10 protein-coding genes and 1 other RNA gene are annotated in these 15580 nt (G+C 61.8%); 2 read left to right on the forward strand and 9 right to left on the reverse strand.

Translation table 11 applies throughout. The features are described 5' to 3' along the window. Window positions 1-77: 77 nt before the first annotated feature. Window positions 78-3158 carry a Calx-beta domain-containing protein gene (locus VHD36_10710; protein ID HVU87782.1) on the reverse strand — a complete coding sequence of 1027 codons (3081 nt, stop codon included), beginning with the start codon at window positions 3156-3158 and terminating at the stop codon, window positions 78-80. A 383-nt stretch (window positions 3159-3541) separates the two neighbouring features. Here VHD36_10710 and VHD36_10715 point away from each other — a divergent pair, with 383 nt between their 5' ends. After that, window positions 3542-4543: a S1/P1 nuclease gene (locus tag VHD36_10715; protein HVU87783.1), complete on the forward strand. Its 1002-nt coding sequence runs from the start codon at window positions 3542-3544 to the stop codon at window positions 4541-4543. Between the two features lie 27 nt (window positions 4544-4570). Here the strand turns inward: VHD36_10715 and nrdR are convergent, their stop codons facing one another. The 7 genes from nrdR to VHD36_10750 all read right to left on the reverse strand — a co-directional run bounded on the left by nrdR (window position 4571) and on the right by VHD36_10750 (window position 11551). Further along, window positions 4571-5038: a transcriptional regulator NrdR gene (gene nrdR / locus VHD36_10720; GenBank protein HVU87784.1), complete on the reverse strand. Its 468-nt coding sequence runs from the start codon at window positions 5036-5038 to the stop codon at window positions 4571-4573. 582 nt (window positions 5039-5620) lie between these two features. Continuing rightward, window positions 5621-7231: an RNA polymerase factor sigma-54 gene (gene rpoN / locus VHD36_10725; protein HVU87785.1), complete on the reverse strand. Its 1611-nt coding sequence runs from the start codon at window positions 7229-7231 to the stop codon at window positions 5621-5623. A gap of 164 nt (window positions 7232-7395) precedes the next feature. Further along, entirely contained in the window at window positions 7396-7995 is a 600-nt protein-coding gene (recR, locus tag VHD36_10730) for a recombination mediator RecR (protein ID HVU87786.1), read from the reverse strand. Window positions 7996-8084: 89 nt separating this feature from the next. Beyond that, the gene (locus tag VHD36_10735) at window positions 8085-8450 is read right to left on the reverse strand and encodes a YbaB/EbfC family nucleoid-associated protein (GenBank protein ID HVU87787.1); all 366 of its coding nucleotides are present in this window, start codon (window positions 8448-8450) and stop codon (window positions 8085-8087) included. 57 nt (window positions 8451-8507) lie between these two features. Then, on the reverse strand, window positions 8508-10349 hold the full coding sequence (gene dnaX, locus VHD36_10740; GenBank protein ID HVU87788.1) for a DNA polymerase III subunit gamma/tau: 1842 nt from the start codon (window positions 10347-10349) through the stop codon (window positions 8508-8510). A gap of 62 nt (window positions 10350-10411) precedes the next feature. Then, window positions 10412-10509: signal recognition particle sRNA small type (ffs, locus tag VHD36_10745), an RNA gene on the reverse strand. Window positions 10510-10702: 193 nt separating this feature from the next. Then, complete coding sequence (locus VHD36_10750; GenBank protein ID HVU87789.1) at window positions 10703-11551, reverse strand: helix-turn-helix transcriptional regulator; 849 nt, start codon at window positions 11549-11551, stop codon at window positions 10703-10705. Between the two features lie 345 nt (window positions 11552-11896). Between VHD36_10750 and VHD36_10755 the strand changes: the two genes are divergently transcribed. Further along, the gene (locus tag VHD36_10755; protein HVU87790.1) at window positions 11897-14287 is read left to right on the forward strand and encodes a cellulose binding domain-containing protein; all 2391 of its coding nucleotides are present in this window, start codon (window positions 11897-11899) and stop codon (window positions 14285-14287) included. Window positions 14288-14385: 98 nt separating this feature from the next. On the opposite strand, the gene VHD36_10760 is transcribed toward VHD36_10755, so the two are convergent. After that, window positions 14386-15570, reverse strand: a complete 1185-nt coding sequence (locus tag VHD36_10760) for a putative zinc-binding metallopeptidase (protein HVU87791.1) — start codon at window positions 15568-15570, stop codon at window positions 14386-14388. Window positions 15571-15580: the final 10 nt, after the last annotated feature.

Consider the following 15580-nt stretch of genomic DNA (forward strand, 5'->3'; position numbering starts at 1 on the left):
GCGATCTTCAGAATCCCGTTAGGAATTCGTGAGAGACCGCCCAGATCGTCGAACGTGGGCCGCAAACTTGCTGCAGCTTACGCGCCCTTTCCTGACCGCGGCCCGCTGGCGATGACACTCAGCAATTCGTCATCGATCGACGACAACAACAACTCGTCCGCAATCGCCGTCCCGGCAGTGGACGAGCTCGCCGAACTGTCGCTCGACGTGCTGATCGGCGTCGCCGTGGGGCCCGTTTGCGAGAACAGGCGATCGACCGGCCCCGTCGGCAACGCGGCGTCAATGCGACCGACAAACGTCGCGAGATGCGCAAACGGAAGCGGCCCGATGAACGACGCCGGCACAGTGGCCAAAGCGGCATTCGGAACGGCGCCACTTTGCCCGCTCACGACGGCACTCGCGATTTGCGCGCCCGAAGACTGGGCGTTGGCCTGGGCAGCGCCGGCGGGCAAGGTCGAGAGCCAATTCGACGACATGGACGCCAGGTCCTGGCTATTGACGATGCCATCGGCATTGACGTCCCCGGCAGGACCGGTACCGAGCCAGTTCGACGAGACCGCCGCCAGATCCTGGCTGTTGACGATGCCGTCTTGATTGGCGTCGCCCGGCAGAACATTGAAGCCGAAGTTGAAGTCTCCGCCGGCGGTGCCGTCGCCCGAGGGGAACGCACTGGCGCCGTTGGTCCACTCACCGTCGAGGGCCTGGCCATCGGCAGTGCTGGTCACCGCGCCCGCACCACTGGCGTGTATGACCAGGTTCAGCCGGTCGGCCGGAATCTGACTCGACAGCGTCCAGGTGGCGGTAAAAGTCGCCGGATTGTAGCTGAAGTTGCTGATCGTGTAGGCGCCGTGAACGCCCGTCAGGCTCAAGCTGGCTTGCGAGACGCTGACATTCTCGCTGAATTGAACCTGGATCTGGTTGACGTTGCCCCAAGGCAAAGGTTTCGATTGCGCGGCGCCAGCCGGAATCGAGAACCCGAGCCCGTTCCCCTCGCCGTGGGTTTGCAGGGCGTTCAAGGCGGTCGCGCTCCAGGACGTGCCGTCGGCGACAATGCTGGTAATCGTGGGCGGCGGGCTCGCGACAGAACCCGTCTGGGTCAGCAAGGTCAGCATCGGCTGATTGACCAGGTAGTTGCCCTCCCAGTCGGCCGCGACAGGGCTTCCTTGCGACGGCGTGATCGCAAACCGAATCAGCGAAGCGCCACCTGAGTTGTAGTCCGCTGTCAGAGCATTTTTGACAGCCGCCGAAAGGTTGTCGAACACGAAGTCGTTGTAGCCCACCTGGTTGTTCGTGAAGTTGGCCGTTCCGACGAAGATCGGGCTGGCCTGGCTGCCAATCACAACAGAACCCGTGGCGCCGGTTCCGCCGCCATAGACCAAAGCCGTGTCGTCCACGGAATCATCGGTCAGCAAGTACACGTCGAAGCTACCGGGCGTGCCGGCGAAACTGCCCGTCGTCGCGATGTTGTAGATGCTGAGTTTGAGGCTGTCGACGGTCGAAATCTGGCCACCACCGAAAACCGTCGACGTTGAATCGAACGTCATCACCGGCATCGTCGAAAAGCCGAAGCCCGCATGCGGAGCCGAGACCAGGTTCATGAAATTGTTCACATAGAACGGGCCGCTGGTTTCAACGCCGGAGGTTTGCGAGGTGATACCCGATGGCGTCTGGCTATTGGCGGGAGCGTTGTCGGTGATCGTGATGGTCGAGTTCCCGTTGATGATCTGGGTGCCCGTGCTCACATCCGACAAGGTCGCCGTGAACGACCGCGTACCGGCGAAGGTCGTCACGTTGATCAGCGGTATCGTCACCGACGCCTGCGTCTGGCCCACCGCGAAATGAATCGGGTACGTGGGCGCGGTGCTGTTGCCGGCCGTGCCGAAATCGCGTCCTGCCTGGGCGTCTTGAGGGTTCTGCGGATCGCTCAAATAGGGAAGGCCGCTGGCGGTGCTGAGGATCACGTCGGCCGTCGCCGTGTTGACGTTCGCGCCCGATCGATCGACCTTGATCGTGACGGTGCCGGCGGATTCATTGACGCTGTACGAGCTCTGATCAATCGAGATCTGGCCCGCCTGCTTGTAAACAATTGTGACGGGCGCCGTGGCGCCGCCCGCCGGGAACACCGGCGCAATCGGGTTTCCGCCGTGGTCGCTCAAGGTTACGTTCAGGCTTCGGCTAGGATCGGTCGTGGTGATGTCCTTGAAGCTGACGTTGAACGTCTTGTCGCTCGTGTCTCCCGCGTCCCAATGCAGCACTCCGGAGGCCGGAATGTAATCGCCGGGAGCGTGCGCGGTGCCGTCGCTGGTCTGGTAGTTGATGTCGAGCGAGGAGTTCGGGTTGCCGCTTCGGTGAACCGTAATCGTGGCAATTGTTGTGGCGCCGGGATTCTGGTCCGCCTCGTTCACGCTGAAGCTGGGTGAGCTGAACGTCACGAGCGGCGCTTCGTTCACATCCAGTTGCACCTGGGGGAACTTGGCGGTGGCATTTCCGTCCCAGTCGGCTTTAACATTGTTGTCGAGCGCGACGATGGCCAGGCGAACGTTCGTGCCGCTGTTAATGTCGCTGGCGATGCCGGCCTGCGCACCGCTCGCCAGGCTGTTGAAATCGAACTCCGAATAACCCGCCGGCAGGTTGGAACTGATCGTGAAGGTGCCGACCAGATCCGAGGAATCAACTCCCAGAGTTGAAGCTCCGCCGGTTGTCGTGCCCAGGGCGGCCAGATCCGTCTGGGTGCCCCCCTTGGTACCGGTCGGCCCCCCGAAGCGCATGTCGCTGAGCGACGTGGTGTCGTTCGGAATGAAGTACACATTGAACGAACCGCCGGTCGGCGCAAATTTTCCGGAGGTCGCAGTGTTGTAGAGATTGAGGCTCAGGCTATTGACGCCCGAGACGCCCGAATTCAAGCCGAAACTGGCGGCCGGGACTTCCACCACTCCGAACGAAGAAAACCCGCTGTAGGAATTGGGACCGCTGCCGACCGGCAAAAAAGTGCTAAAGGGCCCGGTGAATTCGATTTCGGTGCCGACGCCGTTCACAAACCCCGAGGCTGTCAACAGTTCGCGCCGCTCTAGCGGCTCCAGCATGCACTGGCGATGCTTGTTGTTGCTCTGCGATTTCTTGGCCAATTTGCCGCGGGTGAGACTGAACGATCGGGCCATGGATGCGCTCCCTAAGAGAGTAATACCTTGCCGTGTAGCCAGCAGAATCCTTTGCCCAGCGCTTACACCCTAGGCAGCGCCTGTAGAAACAGATCACAGGCGAGTTCGGCGGGATGGTACCCGACGCACGTTTGCAAGCCATGAACGTCCTGTGAGACTTCAACGAGATTCCCGTGAGAGCACCATGTGCGATCTGTCAGAGCGCGGTTAGAGTTTCGTGAGAATCGATCTCTCCGCTTGACGGCATCGCATGGCCTTCTAAATTCGCGGTGCGCGGCGCCATCGCTCGTCGGCGGTTTCGCGATTTTGTTGACGTCGTCGCCCGGGACAACGTCCATTTTCTGCCTTTTGATTTGTCTCACTTGCCCCTCGAGTCTTTTCTCATGCGCACCGGCCGGATCGCGGTAATATTTGCGGCTCTTATCGTTGGCTCGGCGATCCAGGCGTTTGCTTGGAGTGAGGCAGGGCACAAGATCGTGACGGCCATTGCCTTCCGACAGCTCTCTCCGCAAGCACAGGCCAAATTCGGCGCAATCTTGAAACGTCACCCTCGGTACGAAGAAGATTTCGCGCGGCACATGCCGGCCGAAGTCGCCGCGGGATCGCCAGCCATGCAGAACGAGTGGCTCTTGCAACAGGCGGCAATCTGGCCTGACATGGCGCGAGGCCTGCCCGACGAACTAAAGGAGAAGTTCAACCACCCGACCTGGCACTACATCGATATTCCGACGTTTCTCAGCGAGGCCGACCGCACGGAGCTGGAAAAGAACCTCTCGCTAAACATGAGCCTCGATCCGCCGGCAACGGCCCAGCGCGACATGAACGCGGTACAAGCCATTCGCCTGGCGCGCAAAACACTCGGCGCTCCTCCGGCCGACGAAGCCGAGGCGGCTGTCTGGCTCTGTTGGCTGCTACACGATATTGGCGACCTGCACCAGCCGCTGCATTCGACGGCGATGTTTAGCGCCGCGCTTTTTCCCGAAGGGGACAAAGGAGGCAACTCGGTGCCCACGCAGCAGGGATTTAACCTGCATGCCCTGTGGGACGAGTTCCTGGGCGACTGGACCACGTTTGCCGCCGCCCGGCAGCGGGCCGCAGAGCTGATGGCCGACAAACGATGCGCGGATGTCGGCGAAGCGGCCGCCCAACAGCTCGACGAATCGATCTGGCTCACGGAAAGCCGTAACCTGGCACAATCCGCGGTTTACACGCCAGAAGTGCTCGGCTATCTGCGTGTACAAAAGCCACGCGAGAACGGCTACGGCCCGCCACCTTTGCGATTGAGCGAAGAATATCTGACCGGCGGCGTGCGGATTGCCACGGATCGAGTCGTGCAAGCCGGGTACCGCTTGGGCGCTGTACTCGAGTCGCTGACCGCCGAGTAGGGCAGAGAGGCGGATGCGGCCGAGCTTTCAGCGCGCCGGATCGGTCTTGTCCAACATCGGCTGCAATTCCTCGACGAAGTCGCGTACGTCTTCGAAGTCGCGATAAACGCTGGCGAACCGCACGTACGCGACCTGATCCAGTTGCCGCAGGTGCTGCATCGCCAATTCGCCCAGATAGCGGCTGTCGACCTCGGACTCGAAGTTGGCGAACACGTCCGATTCGATCGCCGCAACCACGGCTTCGATCTGATCGTCTCGAATCGGCCGCTTCCAGCACGCCTTTTCCAGGCCACGCTTGATCTTGTCGCGCTCGTAGGGAACGCGGACGCCGTCTTTCTTCACGACCTTGATCGCTTGTTCTTCGATGCGCTCGTAGGTCGTGTAGCGGCGATGACAGTTGACGCACTCGCGACGGCGGCGAATCGCAAAGCCGTCTTCGCTCGCGCGGGAATCGGTGACGCGGTCGTTATCGACGCGGCAGAAGGGGCACTTCATGATATTACTGCCAATCTCCGTCCGGTCGGCCCCATACCCCCACCCTCGTTTGCTCGACCTGTACGTGCAGGCCCGAGCAAGCTACCGCAAGTGTACTCCACGGCCCCCGCGCCTAGTAGCAATTGTGCCAGCAGGGTACCAGCGCTGGTAGCACAAACGTACCGAAGCCGAAGGGCATATTGCGCCAGGGGCGGATCCAACCGCAATCAGGCTCGAATTCGGGTACCCCTTCCCGCCGCGTATAATGGGCGGATGAAACCTACAAACTTAAGCCCCGAAGCCGCCGACGCATTGTTGTACGATCTGTGCGTTGTGATGGGATTCTGTTTGCCGCCCCAAGACAACGAGAGAATTAGGAATGATCCGCCCCCTGACGTAGATGCATTTATTGACGCAGTGTATGCGGCGGAGGGAACGGACGAGATAACGAACAATAGGTGCAGACCTAAGATGCGCGAAATTGCGACAAAGCACTTTCAGAACTGGCAATCTCGGCGAATATCTTGATTTCAGACTGACCCACTACCCGAATTCGCCGCGGGCAGGCCGCTAGCTTCCAAGCCGGAATCGCGCACGCGGGAATCATTCGTCATCGGCCGGGTCGTCTGGCAATTGACCTCGCGCGAGGTGCGGCTGTTCGACATGTCCGCCGGCCTGCGCGCCCATGCCATTATGCGAGTCCGCATGGCCCGGCGCCGGAGCGCTCCCCGGCGTGATCGTCCAATCGCGACGTTGCCGCGAGCTGGGAATCTTCATCGCCTTGCGATACTTCGTGACGGTGCGGCGCGCCACGGACAGGCCGTGCTTCTCCAGCTCCTTGACCAGCTCATCGTCGCTGTAGGGATGCTGCTTGCTCTCGCCGTCGACGATCTCTTGCAGCTTCAGCCGCACGGCGTCCCACGCCACTTCCTCGCCATCGGCACTGACGGTGCCACCGCCAAAAAACCGCTTCAAGGGGAAGATGCCGCGCGGCGTCTGGATCCACTTGTCGTCCACGGCGCGACTGACCGTGGTAACGTGTACGCCGACCTTGTCGGCGATTTGCTGCATCTTCAAAGGCTCGATGAACTCCGGACCTTTGTTGAGGAACTCGGTTTGATGATCGACGATGGCCTGCGCCACGCGCGTCAGCGTGTTGCGGCGCTGCTCGATCGACTCGATCAGCCATTGCGCGGAGTTGATCTTCCGCTTGATCCATTCCTTCTCCGCGTCCGTCGCGTCCTCTTTCATCAGCAGCTTGCGATAATAAGGGCTGATGAACAAGCTAGGCGTGCGGCCGTCCTCGAGCCGCACCTTGTAGCGCCCCCCCTCGACGACGTCGATAAACACGTCCGGAGTGACGGTCGGCGCCGGTACTTCGCCAAAATCCGCCCCCGGCTTGGGATTCAGCTTGCGCAGCTCGTGCAGCGTCTCTTGAATCAATTCCATCGAATAGCCGGTACGCCGCTGGATGACGGGCCAGCGATTGTGCTCGATATCCTCCAAGTGCCCGGAAATCAGGGTGCGCAGCTGCTCGTAGCAGTGCATGCCGGGCTTCAGTTGCAACAGCAGGCATTCGCGCAAATCGTGGGCACCGATCCCCGGCGGATCGAGCTTTTGCACGACGGCCAAGGCGCGCTTGGCCAGGGCCAACTGCTCCGGCCCGCCGTTGGGATCGATCAGGTCTTCCAGTTGTCCGCGCAACCAGCCATTGGCGTCCAGACTGTAGATGATTCGTTCGGCCATCTGCCGCGTGGCGGCGTCGAGTTCGAACCAGCTCAACTGATCGCACAGGTAGTCCTGCAGCGTTTGCGGCCGCGACACCATGTTGGCGATCGCGTCGTGCTTACGATTCGACTCTTCCTCCATGCGCGTGCTGGAGGTGCGCGGACGCTCGTCGAACGTGTCGGGCCAATCCTCGCCCAGATTCAGCAGCCGTTCGAAGTCTTCCTGATTGTTCTTCGTTTCATCGACGACCAACTCGCGCTCTTCCGAGGTGGGTGCATCAGGGTTCTCGACCTCTTCGCTGGTTTCATCGGGAAGGTCCGGATCGTTCTCCAGCTTGTCGAGGCAGGGATTCTCGGCGATCTCTTGCTCGATGCGCTCCTGCAGCTCCATGATCGGCAGCTGCAGAATCTCCATCGACTGGATCATCCGCGGCGCCAGAATCTGCTTCTGGACGAGCTTCATTTCTTGGCCGAACGACAAACGCATGCGACTTGCTTCTTTTGCTGATGTGTCAGTCGGCGACGAAGTAATTCGTCGAAAGTCTCCGCCGTGACTGGCCCCTTGCGACCCGGTCTATCCGCTGTTGCCCGTGGCCCCCGCCGACGAGCAGCGCACGATGTCAAATCCTGCTGTTTCCGCCTTGCAATGCTTCAAAACTTCTGCCGGCCCGAAAGCGCGTCCGCCAAAATCTCCTTGTTAGCAAATTCTAGCACGCTGCCCGTCGTGATCCCCCGGGCCAGCTTCGTGATTTCCACGCCATACTCGGCCAGGCGGTTGGAAATCAACAGCGCCGTCCCGTCTCCTTCCAGCGTGGGATTGGTTCCCATGATGACCTCGCGAAACGCTCCCGTTCGGACCCTTTCGACCAGTGCGTCGATCGTCAGTTGATCAGGTCCGACGCCCTCCAGTGGCGCCACGCGCCCCAAAAGCACGTGATACAACCCGCGATAGGCTCCTGCTTGTTCGAGGGCCATCAAATCGCGCGGTTGCTCGACCACGCACAACTGCTTTTGATCGCGGCGCGGATCACGGCAGATCTCGCACAGGTCTCCCTCGGCCAGATTATAGCAAACCTTGCAGTAGTGGACGTTTTCCTTGACATTCCGAATCGCATCGGCCAATCCCAATGCTTCCGACTTGCTCACTCGCAGCACGTGGTAGGTCAGTCGCTCCGCGGTCTTCTTGCCGATTCCCGGCAAGCGCGAGAACTCCTGCACCAGCCGGCTCACCGATTCCGTCAATTGCGGCACGTAGACGCTTCCTCACTCACCGCGCTCGTCGGAGCGCCGTGTCAAAGTGGCATTTCCTTGGGGTGCGCCAAAGGCGCGATCATCGAACGTTATCCGTTTGCTGCTCCGCCCCCCGTCAACTTCGCCAGCGCCTCGTTAAGCCCCGGCAGGTCGGCGCCCCCCATCAATTCCTTCATGGCGTCCGCATGAAACTGGCGCGCTTTTGCGATCGCGTCGTTCGTGGCGCCGCGCACCAGATCTTCGATCAGCTCGCGATCGCCCTGGGCGAACAGCCCCGGATCGATCCGACAGGCGAGGACCTCTTGCAGGCCATTGACCTCGACTTCCACCAGCCCGCCACCGGCGCTGCCATTGGCGCGCTTCGCGCGCAGTGTCTCATTCAAGCCTTCGAGCCTGCCGCCGATCTGCTGGGCCTGGCGAATCATCGACGCCAGGTTGCCAAGTTGGCCGAACACGTGATTCTCCCTCCGCGGTAGCGCCCATTGGTGTGCTTCGTGTACGACCATAACGCTCTAGACGTTCCGGTCGTCGACCCGCAGCGGCCGCGCTTCGAACAGCTCGATCGCGCGGCTAACCATCGGATGCTTGGCCTTCTCGCGAACCCGATCGCGCCCCTGAGGCGGCCGGGCCGCGGTGGTCGTCGTCGGGCCAGCCGACTGCTCCAGCACGAAGCTGACGCGCATCGGTTGTCCGGCGACCTCCGCCAGCGCCCGCTCGATTTTTTCGAGCTGATCGGTCTTCTCGCAGAAGGCTTTGGCCAAATTATACTTCTTGGCAAAGGTAACGACCAGCAAGTTTGGCGCAGAAATTGCTACATGACCGGCCTGATTCGCGTAGTCGGCCGCCATCCCCTGCAAACGCGCCAAGGTCTGCTGCCAAAGACGCGGGGCATCGGCCGGTTGCAACGAGGAAGGTTGCGAAGAATTGAGCGTTGGGGCGGGCGTCTCGTCGGAAAGATTGACCGACGCTACTTCACCGTTTTTTTTTACCTCGTTTTGCGTCGCCGATTCACTCGGTTCTGCCCGAGAGGCGGGTCTCGCAGCGGCAGTGGTCGATGAGCTGACCTGCCTCACCGGTTGCGCGGCCGGCGCCGGCGCGCGCTGCACAACGGGGCGGCTCACCGCGTCGTTTGACGGCGTGACGTCCGTTCCCGATTTGATTTGTTGAATCAGCGCTGGCAATTCTTCCAGGTCGGCAAGTTGGCAGATTCTAACGAGTGCCAGTTCCGCCAATACCCTGCCCTGCGTGCTATAGCGTAACCTGGCGAGCGTGTGGTCCAGCACCTGCATTGCGGCCAGCACGGTTTGCAGGCCCAGTTGCTGCGCCTGTTCGGCGGCCAGTTTTTGCAGCGCTGGATCCGATTGCAGCAGGATTTCGCCCGAGCCGCCCACGGCGGCCACCATCAAATCGCGAAAATACACGAGCAATTGGTCGAGCAATTGCCCGCTATCGACACCCGATGAAGCGGCGGCATCGAGTTCGGCAATGGCCGCCGCGGCGTCGCGCGCCACCAGGTGTCCAGCCATCCGCGACAGGCGCTCGTCAGACGCGGTACCGAGCAAATGATTCACATCGTCGACCGTGATTTCGCGCCCCCCAACCGCCAACAATTGCTCCAAGAGCGATTGGCTGTCGCGCATCGAACCGCCGGCCCGCCGCGACAGCAGCACGAGCGCTTGCGGATCGGCTTCGACCCCTTCGGCCGCCACGATCTGCCGCAGCCGATCGACGATCGAACCGGCCTGGATGCCGGCGAAATCAAATCGCTGGCAGCGCGACAGGATCGTTACCGGGATCTTCTCGGCCTCGGTCGTGCAGAAGATGAACTTCACGTGCTCAGGCGGCTCTTCCAGCGTCTTCAGCAAGGCGTTGAATGCCTCGCGCGTGAGCATGTGGACTTCGTCGATGATGTAGATCTTGAAGCGCGACCGGCTGGGGCGAATCGCCACGTTGTGCCGCAGCTCGCGCATCTCTTCGATGCCGCGATTGCTGGCGCCGTCGATTTCCAGCACGTCGACGTCATCGCCGGCCGCGATGCTCAAGCAGCTATCGCAGCGGTCGCAAGGGACCGGCGCCGGCCCCTCTTGGCAATTCAGACATTTGGCCAGAATCCGCGCGGCCGAAGTCTTACCGACACCACGGGCGCCGGTGAACAAATACGCGTGACCGACACGGTTGCTCGTAATCGCGGCCGTAAGAGCACGGGCGACGTGCTCCTGTCCGACCAGCTCGGCAAAGGTCTGCGGTCGATAACGGCGGGCGACGACGACATATTCCTTCTTGCCGCCTTCCCGATGAACGCCCCCGGACGGACTGGCGTCGTCGCTGAGACCGGGTAATCCGTCGCTGGCCATGGGAAAAGCGCCTCCTTGGTCCGCTTCGCGGCATCGAGCCCTCGGGCCGCAAAAAACTGGCGACCGGTGAGAGACCCCCGCACAAAGAGCTGACTGCTTATGGCTGCTGGATTTCTCCCCTGACCAGGTTCACAGCGCCCCATTGCGGGGGCCTCTCATCGGCAGCCAGAATGCCGCCGCGCCGAGCGACACTACTTTTTACGCTGCCCGAGCCGGTCCGTCAAAGCCTCGCGAAAAGAGCCCCACCCCGCCACTTGACGGCGACGCGAACCCGGCTGCGCGCTCCTTTCCCGATTTCGCGCGTCCGGCCGCGTCGCGCCCGAACAAACGGACTTCGTTGGCACACCCCGCGTTTAAGTCCAATTCAGTTGGTACACGGCGCCCGTTCGCGGAGCGCTGATATGCCAGAAGGCGAGACTTCCGCTGGCAATGTCGAGTGGTTTTTCGGCAACCGGCAAGAGCGGTCCCTCCGCACGATGCCGCCACATTCCCTGCAACGAGCGAAACGGCTCTTGTTCCGGGAACTTGACGAGCATCGTCAGGCTATCCGTCGTATAGGCCACGTGCGATTGGATCATCTTTTCGTGGGGACGCATGAACCCGGTGGCGAGCTCTACCTGATTCTGCACGACCATCCCCTCTCGCGGCAGGCCCGGCACTTGCAGAAGCAATGCCCGCAAGCGGTCTTGCGGCGCGCGGTTGCCACGGTCTGCGCGCGTCGTGTCGGCCGACGAAAGCCAGACGGCGTTGCGATGGTGCGACAACGAACGCCCCTCGACGGCGGTGGCGGGGTAGTAGAACATCAGTTCTTCGGTATCGGCGGGGCATTGCCGCAACCACACCGTATCGGTCAACACGGCGGCAGCCGTGGGCTGCCAACGGCTGTTGTCCGCACCGCTTCGGGTGGCCGGCAGTTCCAGCAGCCTGATGTTCTGCTGAATAATGACGCCGCCCACGGTTTCCGGATCCTCCCGGCGCCTGACGAGCAGGTCCGAAAGCTGAACCGGTCGCCCCAAGCAACCGGCCAGCACCGTGGCGATGGCCGTCAGCGTGGCAGCGGTCGTACGACGTCCTCCCTCGACGTTCCCAATGGTGCGCAGGCCATATCCCGCCCGCTCTGCTAGTTCGTCTTGAGTCAAGCCAGCCTCGCCGCGTAAAGCGGCAACGCTCGCGCCGTCCGGCAGGACGTGTCCTCGCGGCATAGGGGGATTTCTCTGTTCCGGAAAGGAGAAGGGATTACTAGCACTACGCGGGCAGGTCGCTGCGCGTTCATTGCCTTGTCTTGGCCGTCATTTCTGGCAAAGATCACACCGCCGCGAATCGGTTGGGGGAATTGCAGGGGTTCCCCTACCACATCTTTGCCGGCTCCGCCGGGCCCAAGATTCGCCGCGTTCGTAAGAGCCAGTAGCGGTGTTCTTCCGCGCGCTTATCCAGTCAGGGTACGGGCGGGAGTGCGATCCGTTTTCAGCAGGTCTTTCGCCAGGTCAGCGCCGAGGATTTTTGTCGCGTGCCGACCGGGACTGCGGGCACCATCCGGAGATCACACCATGAGGAAGCGTGGCAACTGGCGCAATTGGCTCCCTGAATTTACTTCGCCGATCTTTGGCAAAAGCACGTCTTCACCCACGCGCACGCGGCGCGATTCGCGTCACAGTTGGCGCAGCAGTGGCTTCGAAATGCTCGAAGATCGCAGCATGCTGGCCGCCGGCGTCGTGGCCACTTACTCCGTCACCAACGACTGGGGGTCGGGCTACCAGGCCCAGATTCAATTGAACAATCCACAGGCGACCAGCATTTCCAATTGGCAGGCGCAGTTCGACCTCGCCCGCAATATCACCTCGATCTGGAATGCCACGATCGTCAGCCACACCGGTAATCATTACGTCGTTCAGGGCGCCGCATGGGACAGGACGCTGGCAGCAAATTCCAGCGTCGCCTTCGGCTTCGTCGCCAGCGGCGGCGGCAGCGTGGCGCCGACGAACTACGTGATCAATGGCGTGCCGTCCGGCGGCGGTGGTCAGCCGGCGCCCACGCCCACGCTCTCGATTGCCGATGTCACGCAAACCGAGGGAAACAGCGGAGCCACGAATTTCCTTTTTAATGTGACACTCTCGGCCGCCTCGACCACGCCCGTGACCGTCAAGTACGCCACCACCAATGGCACGGCAACCGCCGGCAGCGACTACACGGCCACGAGCGGCACGCTGACGATTCCTGCCGGCCAACTGAAAGGGCAAATCTCGGTTCCGGTGCTCGGCGACACGATGGTCGAGCCTGACGAGACATTCACGGTCACGCTGAGCAGCCCTACCGGCGCCACGCTCTCGCGGGCGAGCGCCACCGGCACGATCACCAACGACGACACCGCGCCCGCCTCGGGAAACTTCAAATTCCAAGTCACAAGCGATTGGGGGTCGGGCTTCACCGGCCAGGTCACGGTCACCAACAGCAGCCAGCAGCCGATCACCAACTGGCAACTGGAATTCGATTTCCCCGCCGCGATCACCTCGATCTGGGACGCAACGATCATCAGCCACACAGGCAACCACTACGTGATCGGCAACGCCGGCTGGAACAGCACCATTCCGGCCGGCGGTACGGCGTCCTTTGGCTTCAATGGCAGCCCTGGCAACCTCTCCGTCGTGCCGACGAATTACGTGCTGCACAACGGTACGAGCGGGGGCGGTGGTGGATCCACGGGCACGACCAATCATGCCCCGACACCAGCCGCCGACGCCCTACTCGTGAATCCCAGCCAGGCCACCGTTCTCAATGTGCTGGCCAATGACACCGATCCCGACGGCGACCCGCTTTCGGTAACCGCCGTGACCACACCGCAGCACGGAACCGCCGTCTTGAACTCCAATGGCACGGTGACCTACACGCCGACAACCGGTTACACCGGCACCGACGCGTTTTCCTACACCGTAAGCGACGGTCGCGGCGGAACGGCCTCGGCCGCCGTGACACTGACGATCGGCACGCCGGCTTCGACGACCAACTGGCCGGCTCAGTACTATGCGCCGTACGTCGACGTCACTCTCTACCCGACTTACAACCTGGTCTCTGCGACGCAAACGCAAGGCATCAAGTACTACACGCTGGCCTTCATCACGGCCGACGCCCAGAACCAGCCCGCCTGGGGCGGCTACAGCGAGTATGAAATCAACGGCGGCACCTTCGACATGGCGCTACGCCAGCAGGTTGCCCAGGTACGGGCGCTGGGCGGTGACGTGATGGCGTCGTTCGGCGGCGCCGCGAATCAGGAGCTGGCGCAGGTCATTACCAACGTCAAAACCCTGACGGCCGCGTATCAGACCGTGGTCACCGACTACAACCTGACACACATCGATTTCGACATCGAAGGCGCGGCGGTCGCCGACCACGCCTCGATCGATCGACGATCGCAGGCGCTTGCCGCGTTGCAGCAAGCCCAGGCCGCCGCCGGCAAACCGCTGTCGATCTGGTTCACGCTACCCGCACTGCCCACGGGCCTGACGGCCGACGGGCTGTACGTTTTGCAATCCGCGCTAAAGTACGGTGTTCAGATCGGCGGCGTGAACGTGATGACGATGGACTATGGAGAGTCGGCCGCCCCGAACCCGCAGGGGCAGATGGGCACTTTCGCGATCGAAGCCGCCAACAGCCTGTTCACCCAGTTACAAGGGCTCTATGGCGGCGCCAAGACGAGTGCGCAACTGTGGCAGATGATCGGCGTAACACCCATGATCGGAGTCAACGACGATACGAAGGAAGTGTTCGACAAAGCGGCTGCGCAACAGCTCACTACGTTCGCGCAGCAGCACGGCATGGCGCGCATCTCGATGTGGTCGCTGAACCGCGATACGGCCGGAACAGCGAAGAATTATGTCGACAACACATCGAGCAGTATCACGCAGAGCGCTTTCGACTTCTCGAAGATTTTCGAAACGATCTGATCGCGCAACGCCCTCTGTCTCTTGGGCTGGTTGCCGCGGCGGTGTGGTTCGGGGATCAAACCCTTGCCAGATCCTCAGGGCCTGCCGCCGCGGCTTTTTTACTGCGGCGGTCCGGCGACGCCGGCCGTGACCACGCCCTGCCCGTTCGCCGAGGGTGCGTCGGCACTCGCCGCGACTGTGTCGGCGACGACCGGCGGCTGGCCGCCTAATGCGCCGTTTTCGGCGCGGCCCGCGCGCACTAATTGATGAATGAATCGCAGCTTGACGACCACGGGGTCGACGAAAATCTCGGGCACCACGTCCAAGAGCCCCATGCTGCGATTGACTTCGTTCAGGGCGATGCCCAATTGCTGATAGCGTTTCACCATGTCATCGACGTCGGCCTCGATCGGCTCCGTCTCGCCGCCGAAACCGACATGCTGAGCCGTATCCAGGCCGCTGATCATGTCCAGATACGTGGCCCAGGTTTCTGCAAAGTCCTCCCAGGGGTGCATCGTGGCGTAGGCGCTGACATGGCGCTGCGCCCAGTCGGCGGGTGCCCCGTCCTTGTAGTACCTCTCCAGCGCCTCGGCGTAGGTGGGGCTGTCATGATCGCCAAAGACTTCTCGGCATTCGTCCTCGCGACGCCCCTTCACCAATTGATCCCAGTAATAATGGCCGATTTCGTGGCGAAAGTGGCCGATCAAGGTGCGGTGCGCCTCGCCGAAATCAACGCGGAGCTTTTCACGCTCGACGTCGTCGGCTTCCTTGATATTGATCGTGATGCGCCCGGCCGCGTGCCCGGTGTAGACCCTTTCGACTTTCCCTTTGCCCATCGAGCGCCAGAAGTTCTTGCCGGGTATGACATCGGCCTTGAAGTCGAACGTCAGCGGCGGATTGACCTGGTCGCTCGCCTTGCCGTAAGGGAGGCCCAGTTCATCCAGATCGTAGAACAAGCGACGCTTGGCAGATTCGAGCAGGCGCCACTTCTCCCAATTTCCAGCGACCGTCAGATCGGGAATGGTGTCGTTGAAGCGGCAGCAGTCGCACAACGAGCCCGCCGCATCGGCCGTCACACAACGATTGCAGACGTTGTGTTCGGCATAGTTCTGGCACTTGGCCAGCGCGGCACCGCAGTTTAAGTTGCCGCAGGTGTACTGGCCGCTGCCGTCGGATAAAAGCGACACGATATTCCGGCACGTCGGACAAAAGCCGAGATCCTTCCCGCAAGCCACGCACTGACTGTTGTCATAAAAGACGGTGTTCCCACAAGCACATTGATAATTCTGCATACCCTGGTCCATCCGCTTGGCT

The organism is Pirellulales bacterium (genome assembly GCA_035546535.1).
Lineage (GTDB): Bacteria > Planctomycetota > Planctomycetia > Pirellulales > JACPPG01 > JACPPG01.

Coding starts and splice junctions, on each gene's coding strand:
- VHD36_10710 (HVU87782.1), bottom strand. CDS start 3,158: ATGGCCCGATCGTTCAGTCTCACCCGCGGCAAATTGGCCAAGAAATCG.
- VHD36_10715 (HVU87783.1), top strand. CDS start 3,542: ATGCGCACCGGCCGGATCGCGGTAATATTTGCGGCTCTTATCGTTGGC.
- nrdR (HVU87784.1), bottom strand. CDS start 5,038: ATGAAGTGCCCCTTCTGCCGCGTCGATAACGACCGCGTCACCGATTCC.
- rpoN (HVU87785.1), bottom strand. CDS start 7,231: ATGCGTTTGTCGTTCGGCCAAGAAATGAAGCTCGTCCAGAAGCAGATT.
- dnaX (HVU87788.1), bottom strand. CDS start 10,349: ATGGCCAGCGACGGATTACCCGGTCTCAGCGACGACGCCAGTCCGTCC.
- VHD36_10750 (HVU87789.1), bottom strand. CDS start 11,551: ATGCCGCGAGGACACGTCCTGCCGGACGGCGCGAGCGTTGCCGCTTTA.
- VHD36_10755 (HVU87790.1), top strand. CDS start 11,897: ATGAGGAAGCGTGGCAACTGGCGCAATTGGCTCCCTGAATTTACTTCG.
- VHD36_10760 (HVU87791.1), bottom strand. CDS start 15,570: ATGGACCAGGGTATGCAGAATTATCAATGTGCTTGTGGGAACACCGTC.